This is a genomic window from Butyrivibrio sp., from assembly GCF_024699075.1.
The window spans coordinates 1-15,964 of sequence record NZ_JAILQF010000466.1 but is presented as its reverse complement, the minus strand read 5'-3'; the positions used below and the strand labels follow the sequence as shown (position 1 = coordinate 15,964).

Sequence of the window (15,964 nt, the reverse complement as noted above, 5' to 3'; positions counted from 1 at the left end):
CTAATGGTTTGATATTGACGAGCTTTAAATCTCACCAATTCCTTACAGATAATAATCTAAAAACTACTCTTTGTATGCATATACAGCGCCTTTGCTGCACCTACATAGTTGTATGCATTCGAATTATTACTTGCACAAGTTAGTATTATAACAACGAATAGCATTTTTTGCAACCAAAATAGCAACCGTTAACCATTCAGTAATTATCAGCCTTCAAGGGCTTACAAAATGGTCAATACAGGTAATTAAGCGGATTGACCTGAACACCGTTGATCAGTATTTCAAAGTGGAGATGAGCTCCGGTACTTACACCGGTATTACCACTAAGCGCTATCTTCTGGCCCTGTGATACCTGATCACCTACAGATACGAGTATCTTGGACAGATGACCATATCTTGTCTGTCTTCCGTCCGGATGATCTATGTAAATTACATATCCGTATCCGGATCCCCATCCGGCTCTTGATACAACACCGCCTGAAGATGCCATGACAGCTGTTCCAACAGGAGTTGCCCAGTCAACGCCCTTATGATACGAGCTGGCACCTGCTGTAGGTCTTGATCTGTATCCAAATCCGGAACTTAATCTTCCTCCGGAAATAGGCTTAATATATGTAGGAGGTACAATAGTTCCTCTTTCTACAATCTTGGCTACTGCTTCATATACAACCTCTTCCTTTATCGTCTCGTGAGACACCTCATTATCGTTTTCATAATAATTCATAACGATAACATTATGACGTCCGTCTGAGGGCTCCTGAAGGACCACAGACTTGGTTGTATACCAGGAATCATTATCAACATACTGGACCTCGGCCTGATAATCCTCTTCGAGATATTCAAGCTCTGTTCTTACTACTGTAAGCTCAGGTTCTGGAACTGTTACTATAATTTCATCCTCAATTCTTATGATTGAATTTTCATCTTCAATCGTAGGATTCATTGCTACAAGATCATCTACTGTAAGATTGTACTCTGCTGCAATCGTTCCAAGCGTATCGCCGCTCTGAACTTCGTATATCTGATTGGTCTCCTGATCTTTGGTCACTTCTTCTATAGCAACCGAAAGATCCGTAAGCTCGCTTTCAGGAAGGTAAGCTTCTACAACTTCTACCTTATCTCCAAAATCAAGTGTTTTAACACCAAGATCGTAATCTTCAAAATCCATGTCATCTGAAGTAAGTTCATTATCTTCCATGAATACTTCATCAAGATATTCTGCTATTCCGTATGATTTGAACTCGCTTATGGATCCTGATACTTCAAAATAGTTCTCAACTGATGAGAGTACTTCTGTTGTAAGGACATTAACCTCTCTGTCTGGATCGAGCACAAGCGTAGCTTCAAATTCATCATCATAATCGTACTTATCAAGAGCAGCATTAAGAATCTCAAGAACTTCTTCTTTGGTTGCCACGTTAACATAGAAATCGTTGATCTTGATAGTGTAGCACCTTTGAAGTGTTCCCTTTTCATTCTTTTGGAGAACTGCTTTCATCTTATTGATGATATCATCCGAACTATCCATTTTCTGCCATATGATATGATCGCCTGTAACTTCCATATCCGCTTTGGCAAGAACCAGTTCACTGTTATCAAGCTGCAATAATCTTCTGGCTTGTCTTAAATACTCATAGGCCTCTTCTTCAGAAGAAACAATTCCTACATTTTCTCCATTAAGAGTTATATAAAATATATTGTCTTCCGAAAAATCCGCTCTGATAAAACCGGGTATAAAAAACAACCATATAAAAGCAAATAAAATTGATGCTCTTATAAACCAATATCCTATTTTTCTGTAATGTCTTGTAAGATGTTTCATTTAAAAACTCAAAATCCCCAAAATATTCAAAATATTAATAGCTATTCCTGCAAGTACAGCAACCAGTGTAATAACAGATACTGTAGTACATGCATGATTTTTTTCTGTTGCAAGCTGAAGAGCTTCTATCTTACGATCAAGCTCTTTCTGTTTTTCTGAAAAGCCCTCAAGCACTCTCTGAAGCTGGCCTGATGTCTCATCTGCTACATTTATAGCAAGATGATCATTCTCATCCAGGATTCGTTTGATTATATCATCAGAAAGCTTTTTGTTCTCATCCTTAGATGATGCCTGAACATTTCTGTATACCTGAACACCTATATCATGAGTATATTTATGTTCCTCATCAAGTCTTTTAGCTATAAGTTCAAATAAGGCCTTATTCTTATCATCTATGCCAAGGCTAAGAGTATCAAGAAGAGTCTTACTATTATCTTCAAGGCCGGTGCTTATGGTATCAACAAGGGTCTTGTTACTATCATTTATATTATTATTTAAAAGCTCAAGAAGCTTTTTATTTTCTTCATTATCCGCATCCTTTGATTTATCATCAAGGTTCTTTGATAAATCTGTTATAAGGGATTTGAGCTCATCAGCGCCTTTTCGTATCTCCTCGATCTCCTGCTGATACTGAGCCACCTGAGTACGAAGCCTTTCTGTTTCAGCAGCTTCTGCGGCTGCATTTGCTTTGATCATTTCATTAGCACTAATCTTATCTGCAAGCTTATCCATTATATTGTCCACAATCCTTTCTCCCCATGTTCTGCTGTCTTTTTTCAATGCTGCACCTCCACACCCGAAGATATCTTAACATACTGTATAAAAACTGTGCATAGGATTTTGTTAATATTGCACAACATCTTATTGAGATGCTATATTTTTTTGTGCATGTTAACCGTGACTTTACTGCTTGTTCATATTTTGTACATAAAACCTGTCTATATTATATATGTAGTTAATTGATACAGACAAACAGATAGATATTTTTTCATAATAGCCCGGGTGCCGAAAGGTGCTCGGGCACTCCTCATTAATTGGGCTTTTACATTCATTTGATGATCATATTCTAAAACTTCTGATTTTCAAGTCTTTCACTTTCAAAACTTCTGATTTTCAAGTCTTTCGCTTTCCAAACTTCTGATTTTCAAGTCTTTCGCTTTCAAGACTTCTGATTTTCAAGCTTGCTGGCAATCTCCAGGATTTCATTATTAAGTGACAACATGCGGGCATCAAGCTCAGATACCATATGCGCACATTCAAGGAGTTCAGTATTTATGTGTGTTGGAGCATTACCTTCAAACTTATACTGTATCTTATGCTCAAGCGAAGCCCAGAAATCCATTGCTACTGTTCTGATCTGTATCTCAACCTTAGTATCAATAATACGGTCTGAAAGGTATACAGGTACAGTAACTACCATATGATATGATCTGTAACCGCTTGCTTTGGGATTCATAATATAATCCTTAACGGCTATGATCCTGATATCGCTTTGGTTACTGATAATATCCGCAATTGTATAGATATCATTTGTAAATGAGCATATTACTCTGATACCTGCAATATCATTAACATACTTAACCATATTTTCAATGGTTGATTCATAGCCATGACGCTTAAGCTTTTTAACTATGCTTTCAGATGTCTTGATCCTTGCTTTGATATGCTCAATAGGATTATAACGATGAACCTGTTGAAATTCATCATTTATAATCTCTATCTTAGTATTGATCTGTTTAAGTGCTGAATGATAGACGAGTGTGACCTGCTCCCAGGTATGAATATCCTGCTCGTTCCCGATTTTAAGTTCCAAGATTTTTCCCTCAATTATATTATAATTATTTGCTTCCCGTTTATTAAGAAGGACATGCTTTATAAAGAGCATAACTGCTATAAGTAATTCTGATCTTTCACCCTGTGATCAAATTTTACTTCTTATTATAAAATATATCCCAAACTGTAATCCCACCTATATCTTACATTCAAATGGGTACATTTGGCAAATATTACCTATATCAGTTCCAGTAATCTTTATTGAGACTGCATGCCTTTACAAGTCCCTTGGGAAGCCTGTTATAAATTTTACCAAGTCTGAAACCTATATATCTGCTGCCTACAAGCATTATATAGTGCGGAATCCTATAGGCTTTATGCGTATCCTGAAGATATCTTATTGTGCCTTTGACCATTTTAGCGCCTTCGGACTCATTGGATAATCCTTCAAAAATCTCCGGATGATCTTTCTGTGATACTCCAATATCAAAATTCCTGTGAAACTGCTGCATGCATGTATAATTGTGAGAATGAACTACTCCGGCATGAGGCATATATCTTGTAGCATATCCTGCCTTTAATGCAGTACCTGCATATATCATATCTTCATTGAAGATAGCTTTTTTAATAAAACCACCAAGCTTGTTATATATACTTCTTCTATACATCGCACATACATTTGAGCAAAAATAAGTTTTAATGCCAAGCTTTTCTACATCTGCCTGAGTTTTTCTTATAGATGATACCGAATAGTTAAACTTTCTTGCATATAATTCTTCAGGACTGCACTCAGGTCTTGGTATCTGTCTTGCATAGGATACTGCAAGCTTCTCATCACCATCAAATGCCTTGTACAGCTCCTCAATAAGCTTCCTGTCTGCTGGTATGGCATCCTGTGTCATGCATATAAAGAATTCAGCATCTGAAAAGAGAACTCCCTCATTTCTTGTACGGCCATGATCGAATTCCTTTTTGGCAATATGAAATATTGTCACATTAGGATATCTCGCAATAAGCTCCTCATCACTTATGAGCTTACCAAGTTCCTGCTTTTCGGTATTCATAAGTATGATCTTACCAGGCTTTATTGTCTGCTCATTTAGTCTGTCCAGAAGTGTAAACAACTCTTTATTTGGTTTGTATGTAGGTATTATTACATCAATATCATACATATTCGTTCTCCGTTCATGCTCATATATTACATGCAACGAGCCGGAGTGATCCCCGGCTCGATAATGCAAAGCCTTACGGCTTTAATATTTTATTATTATAAGCTGTACTTAGTTAGACAATCCGGCTGTCTTTTCTGCTATATAGCTGCTGTATTCCTTAACAGTATCAGAGCAGGAATAGTTTTCCTCTCCGAAAAGGAATTCGTGTAACCATACAACGTTAGATTCAAGTGTTATAGGTGCTACAACGCTGGCTTCACCAACTTTACCTGTTGCACGCATGGATTCCTGAGGGAATCCGTCTTCTCCAACAATTGAATATGTGCTTATCTGTCCAAGAAGCTCTATTATCTTTGAAAGTTCAAGAGATGTAGCCATCTCATCAAATACCTTATTAGCAATATTAGTAAGTGTATCTGTATCAGCATCATGTGCCTTGTCCATGATAGCCTGGATTACTTCTCTCTGACGGGCTGCACGAGCAAAGTCATTACCTGCTGTATATCTTATACGACAGTATGCTGTAGCCTGAAGGCCATCAAGTGTCTGCATTCCTGTGGAAGTAACTTCCGTATAGCTTATTCCAAGTTCCTTGGCCATTGTCTGCTGATAGTTGTTGATATGCAGTATCTCTGCATCATCAACTTCAATCTCAATTCCGCCAAGCTCGTTGATGATATCTGTAAGACCACCAAACCCTATAGTTACAAAGTCTGTGATATCAAGGTCAAGGTTGGTATTGAGCATATTGATAGCCTGCTGAGGTCCGCCGTATGCATATGCTGCATTACACTTGCTATAACCCTTGTCTTCAGTAAGATTAAGATAGGTATCACGATATACGGAGCAAAGCTTGATCTCACCTGTATCCTGATTGATAGAAGCAATGATTATAGAGTCTGAACGTGTTCCTGATGACAGGATTCCTTTAGTTGAGTCAACACCAAAGAGTGCTATGTTCCAATAACCTTTCATAGTCTCATTGTCTTTAACTACGTCAGCAATATTCTCATCAAGCTCTTCTTCATCAACTTTAACTTCTGTTACACTTGTAAGACCTGCTTTGATAAATACAAAATAAGCAGTAACAGCAAGAATTGCAATTACGAGTACCTCGGCAATAATAATTGCGATTGTCTTTTTATTATTTTTCTTTCTTTCGTTTCCAGCAGCAGGTCTTCCGTTTCTTGGATAAGTGCCCTGAGGTCTTGCTCCCTGCTGGGGATATCTTCCCTGTTGTGCTCTGTTTTGAGAATATCCATTACCCTGTCTTGGTTGTGAATATCCATTTCCCTGACCCTGTCTAGGCTGTGAATATCCGTTTGAAGGTCTTGCTCCCTGCTGAGGAGTTCTAGCCTGGGGATTTCTGCTTGGCTGTCTTGTTCCCTGAACAGGTCTTCTATTTCCATTATACTGAGGCCTTCCCTGACCATTATTTACAGGTGTTCCTGTAGATCTGTTATAGTTTCCTCTTCCGTCATGGTTATCGTAATTAGACATGTCCTTCTCCTTTGCCGCAAAAATAGAAAGAATATGGTCAATTTGCGGTCTCCAATAAAAAACATTTCTCCCTTTGACCACTTGTCTATTTTGCCACAAAACGGTTTTTTATACAAGTCAGACAGCTTAAATATCGCTTAAAGGCTCATGTATTCATGTTAATAAGCATTCTTTTTGCCATGAAAAAATGTTCCAAACAGTATTTTAATATCAAAGCCAACAGACCAGTTTTCTATATAATAAATATCATAATCAATTCGCTTACGAATTGAAGTATCGCCTCTATAGCCATTAACCTGTGCCCATCCTGTTATTCCGGGACGAACCTGGTGCTTGACCATATATCTTGGAATCTCTTCCCTGAACTTTTCTACGAACTGGGGACGCTCAGGTCTTGGACCAACAAGTGACATCGAGCCAAAGAGAACATTGAAAAACTGAGGAGTCTCATCAAAATTATGACTTCTTAGATACCTTCCAATTTTGGTGACTCTAGGATCATTTTTGGTAGTCCAGCCCTTGGCTTCTTCATTCTTGGTCTGAACTTCCATGGTCCTGAATTTATACATCATAAAGTTTTTACCGCCAAGACCCACTCTTTCCTGCTTGAATATGATAGGTCCTTTTGATGTAAGCTTTATACCAATTACCGCAAAGAGCATTATAGGCGAGAATAATATTATCGCAACAAGTGATCCTATTATATCTATTATCCTCTTTACCATCCTGTTACCTGTATCTGTAAGAGGCACATATCTTATATTGATAACAGGAAGTCCATCGATATCCTCTGTATAGGGATTGCTTGGAAAAAGAGATGTATAGTCAGGTATAAACTTGGTATGTACACCGGATTTCTCGCAGCAGGAAACCAGTTTTTCCAGGAAATCATAATAATCAAGCGAAAGCGTTATAGCTATTTCATCATAGGAATTAGCACTTATAAGTTCATTAAGCTGATCGATCGTTCCTATAACCTTAACACCGTGATAAGAAGTTCCTATAGGTATTCTGTTATCAAGTATTCCATTTATAACATATCCCCACTGAGGGTTCTCTTCTATTCTGCTTATATATGCTTCTGCTGATCTTGAATATCCGACTAAAAGTACATGTTTTAAGTTATATCCCTTTTTCCTCATAAAGCGGAGTATCTTACGAACCGCATAACGGGACAGGGACATTATAATTACATTAACTACAAAAAATACTGCAATGAGTTTTCGTGAGAAGTGATTCTGATGGACCATATAAAGAACAACTATGAATCCAAGAACGCCAAGAATATTGGCTTCAATGATATTACGGATCTCACTTCCGATCTTACCGGCTCTTCGCGGCCTGTACAGATTGGTTATGTTATAAAGAATAACATATGCAGGTACAAGAAAAACAAGTACACTAAAATACACTTCCCTTGGAAGCGCTACTTCAAGATCATAACTATCAAAAAATATGGAATAAAATCTAATATAGTATGACAGCACATATGCAATTCCAACTGTCAGCGCATCAACAAGGACCTGGATCCTGTTTAACTGCTTTTGATTGTTCTTTATCATAATACTCCGTCCCTAATCTAGATTATACCATATAGGAAAATATGAATAGCATTTCCCTATTAATTCAAGACTTAGGATCACGCAAATCTCTTTATGGTATTAATCCACATTTCTATCTGCAGGGCAAAATAATATTTCAGATTACCCAGATCAAATCTGACTTTCTTATCATGATTTTTGATGATCTTTTTAAATCCCTGCAATAGACCCTCTAAATAGGCCTTCCCAAGGCCCTTTTTGGCAAAAAATACCGCTTTTATGATTATCCCCGGTATCATAAGTGGAAGATTGATTATTATCTGCAAGGCAGGAAAATTCTTGTATATAAGATATATATTATTACCTGCCGTAAGTCTTTGCTTAAATTCGTTATACCTTGATCCTGACGTTGCGCTTCCTGCATGAAGTACTACAGCCAAGGGTTCAAGCATGTTGACATAGCCATAAACTCTGGCTCTGATACCAACGTCAACATCTTCAAGATAGCAGAAATGTTCTACATCAAATCCGCCTATTTGGGCAAACACTTCTCTTCTGTACAGAGCAGCACCTGCACAGGATGTGGTGATTGCTTTCCTGTCTTTAAATCTGGAAGAAGGCTTGTCTTTACCATCAGTAAAAGCCCATCCAAGTGCGCAGTAATAGTCTCCGCTATCATCTACTACATACGGGTTATTTAAAGATACCATAAGTGCCTGCACAGAAAAAGCCTTTTTCTTATGATTCATTGTTTTTTCCAGTTTTTCTATGCAATCCTTCCGGCATACTGTATCGTTGTTCAAAAGGAAAATATACTCTGTTTTGGCAAGCTCTATTCCCTTGTTTACTGCATTTGAAAAGCCTGTATTAGAATCAAGATATACAACTTTGCAGTCTATCTTCGATCCATCTTTACAGGTAAGCTTTCCTTCATAATTTTTTTGGAGATATTCAACACTTCCGTCTGTAGAAGCATTATCAATTATTATTATGTCTGAAGGCATGGTCTGCTCAAGAAGAGAATCCATGCATGCCTTAATATATTTCATCCCATTATAATTTGGGATTACAACCGTAGTTTTAGCCATACAAGCTCCATATTACATATAAATGTAGCTTTTGTTCAGTTTCTTTGCTCAGTTTCTTTGCTCAGTTTCTTTGTTTCATTTATATGTTATATTTCTTTGTTCAGTTTCTTTGTACCGTCATCTGCGGGTCCCATACAATGCGGTATCCAAGATGTCTTACTGCTTTACAAAATCTTATACTTTCTTTTATGATCTTATCCTCATCCCAGGTATCAGGAATTACTATATGCTTTCCATGTACCTTGATGACTGTTTCATCCTCAGGATCAGCATCAATATTCTTCTGACCCAGTATTTCCTTATTGCTATGGTAACTTAGTCCTGTAACTTCCTTAAGAAGGGGACGAAGCTTCTTCCTTATGCGCATGCACCTTAGATCGACTGCAAAGGCATCCTGCTGACATGCGGCCACATGCTGAAAACCACCGCTATAACCTTTTAACAGGCCATAATAAAGAGCTGTTCCATCTTCTTTATATATTCCGCCTACCAAAGTGCCCTTTTTGTCTGTTACCTTGCCACCTACAATGCCAATATCTTTACGTGTCCGGAATATTCCGTCAGGATATTCCATCCTGTAAAAGCCAACATGCATAAGCTCATCTACGCGTACATTAAATCCGCTTGCCTGCATAATGTTTTCAACAGCACATCTACCTGCTTCATAGGCATATTTTTTGCTGGCAGGATTAGCTGCAGTAGAATCTTCGTGACATCTCCAGTGATAGAGGATCCTGTTTATGTGCTTTATATTTTTTTCTTCATTTCTAAAGGAAAAAGAAATACAGGTCCTAAGTATCAGGTCATAATCCTGGGCACCATCATATTCTTTTCTTAAAAGATTTGCTTTTAAAATATTGGTCCTAATCGCAGTAAAATGGCATATGTAATTATTTGATAATAGGTAATCAAGGTTATAATCAGGTTTAAAATTTGGTTCATAAAACCTTGTCATATCTGTATCACATTTGTCTTCATCAGAATATATAAGACCGATTGAACACTTTGAAGGCTTCTCAATCCCAGTATTATCCATACTTACGATTATCTCTTTGGCAAAATAGTATAAAGCATCCGGAGTTATAACATCATCATGATCAAGAAGACAGCAGTAGTCCCCGCAAGCTTCTCTTATCGCAGCATTAGTATTTTCTGATATTCCGCCGTTACTTTCAAGATAAATATATCTTATCCTTGTATCATCACTAAAGCGCTCATTTACTATGTTTCTTAACCTGTCATCTTCTGATGCATCAGCTATTAAAAGCTCCCATTTAGGATAGGTCTGGCGCTTTACAGACTCTATCATTTCAATGAAAAATTTAGCATCAGTATTATAGCAGGGGACCAGTATACTAAATAGCGGAGCCTTTACAGACTTTGAAGTTTCATTCATTTCTTCTGTCTGTCTTTTGAGCTCATCTTCAGATACAGGTATATACTCATATTCTTTCTTCTGATCTTCAAGTCTTTCTCTTACAGCATAATATGCCGGACCAAGACCGTTTCTTTTGGCATATGCAATTGTTTTTTTGATAGATTCTAACATACAACCTCTTTTTTATTATATATTAGTAAAACTTCTACATCTCAGTATACCACACAAGGACTTATTATTGGCTATAGCATAAGATAACTCCCGGTTATCTTATGCTATAGATTTTGGGTAAGTCAATATACAAGTCTTACCCATAAAGCCAAGCTTAAAGAAGTTGCGGCCCTTAACGATATAAAAATACCCTCTTTCTCCGGATTCCCGAAAAAAGAGGGTACATATCATTTTAATCTTCATATAAGTCTTTGCACTAAAGACTAAATGACTATATTACTGACCGATAAGTTCCTTAACGGCAGCTGTAAGCTTATCTTCAAGCTCTGCAGCATTTTCAAGGCTTGTTCCCTTAACGCCCATATAGAACTTGATCTTAGGCTCTGTTCCTGAAGGACGTGCGCAGCACCATGAATCATTATCAAGTGCAAAGTACAAAACGTTAGATTCAGGAAGACCTGTCTTACCCTTTGTACCTGTTGCAAGATCAAGAGTTTCTCCTGTCTTGTAGTCACGGAACTCTTCAACAGTCCAATCACCGAACTTCTTAGGAGGATTACTTCTAAGCTTGTCCATAAGAGCTGCTATCTCTTTAGCGCCCTCAATACCTTTCATAGTGATTGAGTACTGACCTTCTTTGTAGTAGCCGTATTCATTATAAATATCTACCATAGCATCCCATGCTGTCTTGCCTTCATTCTTATAGAATGCAGCAAGTTCGCACAGCATCATAACTGCAACAATAGCATCCTTATCACGAGCATGTGTTCCTGCAAGACATCCATAAGATTCCTCAAGACCGAATACATAATTGTATTCATCATTATTCTGCTCGAACAACTTGATCTGCTCACCAATATACTTAAAGCCTGTTAATACTTCAATATAGTGAAGACCATACTTATCAGCAATTCTCTTAGCCATATTGGTTGTAACAATAGTAGTTACAAAAGCAGGACGCTCAGGCATAAGTCCAAGCTTTGTACGCTCACGAAGGATATATTCTCCTATAAGCATGCCGGACATATTTCCTGTGAACTGCATGTACTCTCCGGTCTTTGTATCCTTAGCATAGATTCCAAGTCTGTCTGCATCAGGATCTGTAGCAAGAACGATGTCAGCATCTTTTTCTTTTGCAAGCTCAAGAGCAAGCTTAAATGCCTTAGGATCTTCAGGATTAGGATAATCAAGTGTTGTAAATTCAGGATCAGGAAGCTCCTGCTCCGGTACAACATATACCTTGTTGAATCCAAGCTCTTTAAGAATTCTCTGAACAGGTTTATTACCTGTACCATGGAATGGTGTGTAAACGATTGTAAGCTTATCAGCCATAGCCTTGATTGCTTCAGGATGAAGGATCTGCTTTTTAAGTTCTACCATGTAAGCATCATCCATTTCCTTACCGATTACTTCATAAAGTCCGGCTGCCTTAGCCTCATCAGCAGGCATAGTCTTAACTTCATGATAGTCTGTGATAGCCTTAACTGCATCCATGATACCTGTGTCATGAGGAGGAGTTACCTGTGCACCATCTTCCCAGTAAGCCTTATAGCCGTTATATTCCGGCGGATTGTGGCTGGCTGTTACCATAACACCTGCAATACATCCAAGCTTTCTAAGAGCGAATGAAAGCTCTGGTGTAGGACGAAGCTCGTCAAATACATATGCTTTAATTCCGTTAGCAGCAAGACATCTAGCTGTCTCATCTGCAAATTCGGGTGAGAAACGACGGCAGTCGTAAGAAATAGCAACTCCCTTTTTCTTACCTTCATCTCCTGCTGTCTTAAGAATATAGTTAGCAAGACCCTGAGTAGCCTTTCTAACAGTATAGATGTTCATACGATTGGTTCCGGCTCCGATTACCCCTCGAAGTCCGCCTGTACCAAACTCAAGTTCTTTGTAGAAACGATCTTCTACCTCTTCTTCGTTGTTACGAATAGCAAGAAGTTCCTGCTTGGTTGTATCATCAAAATAAGAATCATTCAACCAGTACTCGAACTGTTTCTGTGCTTCGCTCATAATTCATCCTCCTCTTATCCTCTTATATGTATATTCAAGCACTTCTCATTATACATACCATTACCACAAAATATCAATGATCTCCTAAAACAGTATCTCCCTGACCATCAACATTTACAGAAAAATCACTTCTGTCCAGTGAAAAATTCTTGTTGTAATATGGATCACCTTTGGATAATATATCCTTCCATTTGGTTCTGAACATCTCTGATTCTCTATTGTAACGTTCTGCCTTTTCTCCGGAATCATCAAGACCTCTTGATGCAGACTCATAATGATAAGCTTCCGCAAAAGGTGTAAATACGTTAAGATAACCCTTTTGTCTTAATTTAAGACACAGATCCACATCATTAAGCGATATGGCAAAAGATGGATCGAGTCCTTTTACTTCATCGTACTTAGCTCTTGAGATCATAAGGCATGCGCCTGTAACAGCACTCATATCCTGAGCATAGCAAAGGCGTCCCATATATCCAAGATTAGTGCCCTCCATTCCATAATGTGAATGTCCGGCTGTTCTGTGAGCTCCAAGTCCGAGTATTACACCTGCATGCTGAATCTTTCTGTCAGGGAAGTACAATTTGGCACCTACTGCTCCGACATCTTTTCTTTGAGCATACATAAGAAGCTCTTCCATCCAGTTTACAGTAATTATCTGGATATCGTTATTAAGAAGGACAAGATAATCGCCATCTGCTTTAGAAATACCAAAGTTCATTACATCAGAATAATTAAACTTATCCTGGCTTCCAAAGTCTACGACTTTGACAAATGAAGCCCATGGCTCTTTGGCCAGCTCTTTGTAATAATCCCTTATTTCCTTTGACTTTGAGTTGTTCTCAACAACTATGATCTCATAATTATCCCAGGTAGACTTCTCTTTAATGGATGTAATACATCTCCTTAGATCATCAGCATGATCGCAGTTAGGGATAACTATAGAAATTTTGGGTCTTCCTTCGATTTCATATGATATTTTAAAAATTGTCTCAAAGGCCTTGGTACTTGTAATCTTGAAATGCTTGTAGCCATGTCTTTTAAGATGATCTGCAACAGCACCTCTTGCAGCTTCTATGGCATATGTCTTAGCTTCAATTCCTGATGCAACTGATCCTGCATGTGATCTCCAGTAGTAGAGGATCCTTGGAATATGAACTATGCACTTTGCTTCATCTGTAAGGCGAAGGATCATGTCATGATCCTGGCTTCCATCAAATTCCTTACGGAAAAGCTCAGTTCCGTCAAGTAATGTTCTCTTGAATACACTAAAATGACAGATATAATTGTTAGCTCTAAGCGTATCAACAGCATAATCAGGCTTAAAATGCATAGTTTCCATGTGATCTATGCTATTACCATGGAAAGTTGTCTCATCGCAGTAGATATAGTCAGCACCCTGTTCATTTATAGCTTTTACATATACATACAAAGCTTCCGGATGAAGGATATCATCATGATCAAAAAGACCAATATATTCGCCATCAGCCATCTTAAGGCATTCATTTGTATTACCTGATATACCGTCATTAACCTTGAGCTTTTGATAAGATATACGGCCCTTGCCATCCTTGTCCTGATACTCTTTTATGATGTCACCAACATAAGAATGCGCATCATCCGACCCATCAGCAAGACACAGCTGCCAGTTCTGATAAGTCTGATTCATTACAGACTCTATCATATCCCTTAGAAACTTCTCCGGAGTATTATATACAGGAGTAAGGATACTTATTTTGACCATATTGGGGAAAACAGCCTTAGCCTCCATTAACCTTTTTTCTTCATTCGGAAAGCTTGCTGTACCAAAATAGCTCATTGCCTTCTTTTCGCGCTTTTTGTAACCAATCTTGGCAATGATTCCTCTTAATGATCCAAGATTTCTTACACGATTATTCTGGCGCTTAATATAGTGATAGCAACTTCTGAATGGCTTAGACATTGCCCAGAGCTTGCTGTTTTTGATCTTATCAAGCTTTCTTTGAGCTTCATCTCTTTCTTCTTCAAGCTTAGCTATTCTTTCCGAAAGATCAGCGGTCTTTAAACGCTCATTTTCATATGCACTTTTATAGTCAAACTGTTTATCTTCCAATTAGCGTGCCTCTTCTATAACTTTTATTGTACTACCATAGTCTTGGTGCCCCAGTTCATGACTCTGGTTCTCGAAGTCATGTCCTTATAAAGCATTCCGGCCTGATATGTTCCGGATGGAAGAATTCCATCTTCTATCCTCAACCTGTAACCTGTGATCTCAACGCCCTGCTGGTCCTTAAGATTCTTCTCAACATCCTCTCTAAGCATATCATGTACTTTGAAAGAATACACGCACAAGTCCATAGGAGTCAGATCATCTGAACTTCTTACTCGTCTTAAAACAAGAAATCTGTTATATAAAGCATTATCAGAGCCTATTACAAAGCTATATCCTTTTATAAAATATCCTGTATTATTGACAGGCTTTTCTTTCCTGCCCTTATAATACATCTTGTTCCAGTTACTAAGAAGTCCGATGTAATCCGTACGGAACCATACACATTCATTGGTCCATTTAGACGGATATCCCTTTTTATTGACAACAGGGCTAAAACTCTCTATTTCATCAGGATTCATTATAGTCGGATCTGCCATTGTATAATCCTGGGCAACATCATCATTTATCAGTGCTCTGTGATAGAAAGGATCTCTTGCATACATATGCATATGACGCTTCATAAGAGTATCGTTCTCTTTCATAAGACGATCTGTCTTTTTGGCATCAGCATTGTCATCGCCTCTGCTTAGAGACTCATGATGTACAAGATTAAAATAATTACAGCAGATATTATAATATCCCTCTTCAAGCAGTCTGAAGTTAAGATCCACGTCATTAAAAGCTACTGCAAGGCCTTCATAAAATCCGCCAATAGCTTCAAATTTATCTTTAGAGACCATAAGACATGCAGCTGTAACACCGCACATATCATGAGTTCCCCTGTTAGCTCCAAAGTACCACTTCTTAAGGTCAGACAGACGCTGCAACTTGTGCATAGGTCCTATATGAATTGCTGTAAGACCTGCATGCTGTATAAGACTTCCATCAGGATTAAGGCTTGGATCAGAAGGATATAACAGCTTACAGCCTACTGCGCCAGCGTGTGGAAGCATAGCATAATAGGCAAGTTCCCTAAGCCACTCTCCACTTACAATTTCTATATCATCATTTAGAAAAAGAATTAAATCTCCCTTAGCATTCTTTGCTCCAAGATTGCACATATAAGAGAAATTAAAGTCTTTCTTTTCATAGATATAACGTATATCTACTAAGTTATTGGAACTGTCCTTTAAAGAACTGATCCTTTTTATAAGGCTTTCGTATTCTTTTTTATTATCTTCGCTGCTTCCGTTATCAACTACGATAATCTCATAACTTACATTCTCTGATCCGCTTTTATACTTTACAAGGGATGTAAGACACTGATCCAGGACTTCCGGATGGTCCTTTGAAGGAATAACAATAGATATTT

Annotated in this window: 11 protein-coding genes; all 11 read right to left on the bottom strand. The window is 38.0% G+C overall.

All coding sequences use genetic code 11. The features are described 5' to 3' along the window. Positions 1-232 precede the first annotated feature (232 nt). Positions 233-1,822 carry a M23 family metallopeptidase gene (locus K6G87_RS18445; protein ID WP_296840585.1) on the bottom strand — a complete coding sequence of 530 codons (1,590 nt, stop codon included), beginning with the start codon at positions 1,820-1,822 and terminating at the stop codon, positions 233-235. Continuing rightward, positions 1,823-2,602, bottom strand: a complete 780-nt coding sequence (locus tag K6G87_RS18440) for a hypothetical protein (RefSeq protein WP_296840582.1) — start codon at positions 2,600-2,602, stop codon at positions 1,823-1,825. A 379-nt stretch (positions 2,603-2,981) separates the two neighbouring features. Beyond that, positions 2,982-3,635 (bottom strand): GTP pyrophosphokinase, encoded by a 654-nt coding sequence (locus K6G87_RS18435; RefSeq protein WP_296840579.1) that lies wholly within the window; start codon positions 3,633-3,635, stop codon positions 2,982-2,984. A gap of 202 nt (positions 3,636-3,837) precedes the next feature. Further along, complete coding sequence (locus tag K6G87_RS18430) at positions 3,838-4,767, bottom strand: glycosyltransferase family 2 protein (protein ID WP_296840577.1); 930 nt, start codon at positions 4,765-4,767, stop codon at positions 3,838-3,840. A 108-nt stretch (positions 4,768-4,875) separates the two neighbouring features. Continuing rightward, on the bottom strand, positions 4,876-6,267 hold the full coding sequence (locus K6G87_RS18425) for an LCP family protein (RefSeq protein ID WP_296840573.1): 1,392 nt from the start codon (positions 6,265-6,267) through the stop codon (positions 4,876-4,878). Between the two features lie 158 nt (positions 6,268-6,425). Continuing rightward, a complete protein-coding gene (locus K6G87_RS18420; protein WP_296840571.1) occupies positions 6,426-7,829 on the bottom strand; it encodes an undecaprenyl-phosphate glucose phosphotransferase in 1,404 nt (467 codons plus the stop codon). 77 nt (positions 7,830-7,906) lie between these two features. Further along, on the bottom strand, positions 7,907-8,896 hold the full coding sequence (locus K6G87_RS18415) for a glycosyltransferase family 2 protein (protein ID WP_296840569.1): 990 nt from the start codon (positions 8,894-8,896) through the stop codon (positions 7,907-7,909). A 100-nt stretch (positions 8,897-8,996) separates the two neighbouring features. Further along, complete coding sequence (locus K6G87_RS18410; protein ID WP_296840567.1) at positions 8,997-10,445, bottom strand: glycosyltransferase family 2 protein; 1,449 nt, start codon at positions 10,443-10,445, stop codon at positions 8,997-8,999. 276 nt (positions 10,446-10,721) lie between these two features. After that, positions 10,722-12,464: a phospho-sugar mutase gene (locus K6G87_RS18405; protein ID WP_296840564.1), complete on the bottom strand. Its 1,743-nt coding sequence runs from the start codon at positions 12,462-12,464 to the stop codon at positions 10,722-10,724. A 73-nt stretch (positions 12,465-12,537) separates the two neighbouring features. Then, a complete protein-coding gene (locus tag K6G87_RS18400) occupies positions 12,538-14,553 on the bottom strand; it encodes a glycosyltransferase family 2 protein (RefSeq protein ID WP_296840561.1) in 2,016 nt (671 codons plus the stop codon). Positions 14,554-14,576: 23 nt separating this feature from the next. Next, positions 14,577-15,964 (bottom strand): glycosyltransferase family 2 protein (locus K6G87_RS18395; protein ID WP_296840558.1); only part of this gene is annotated, 1,388 nt, incomplete at its 5' end.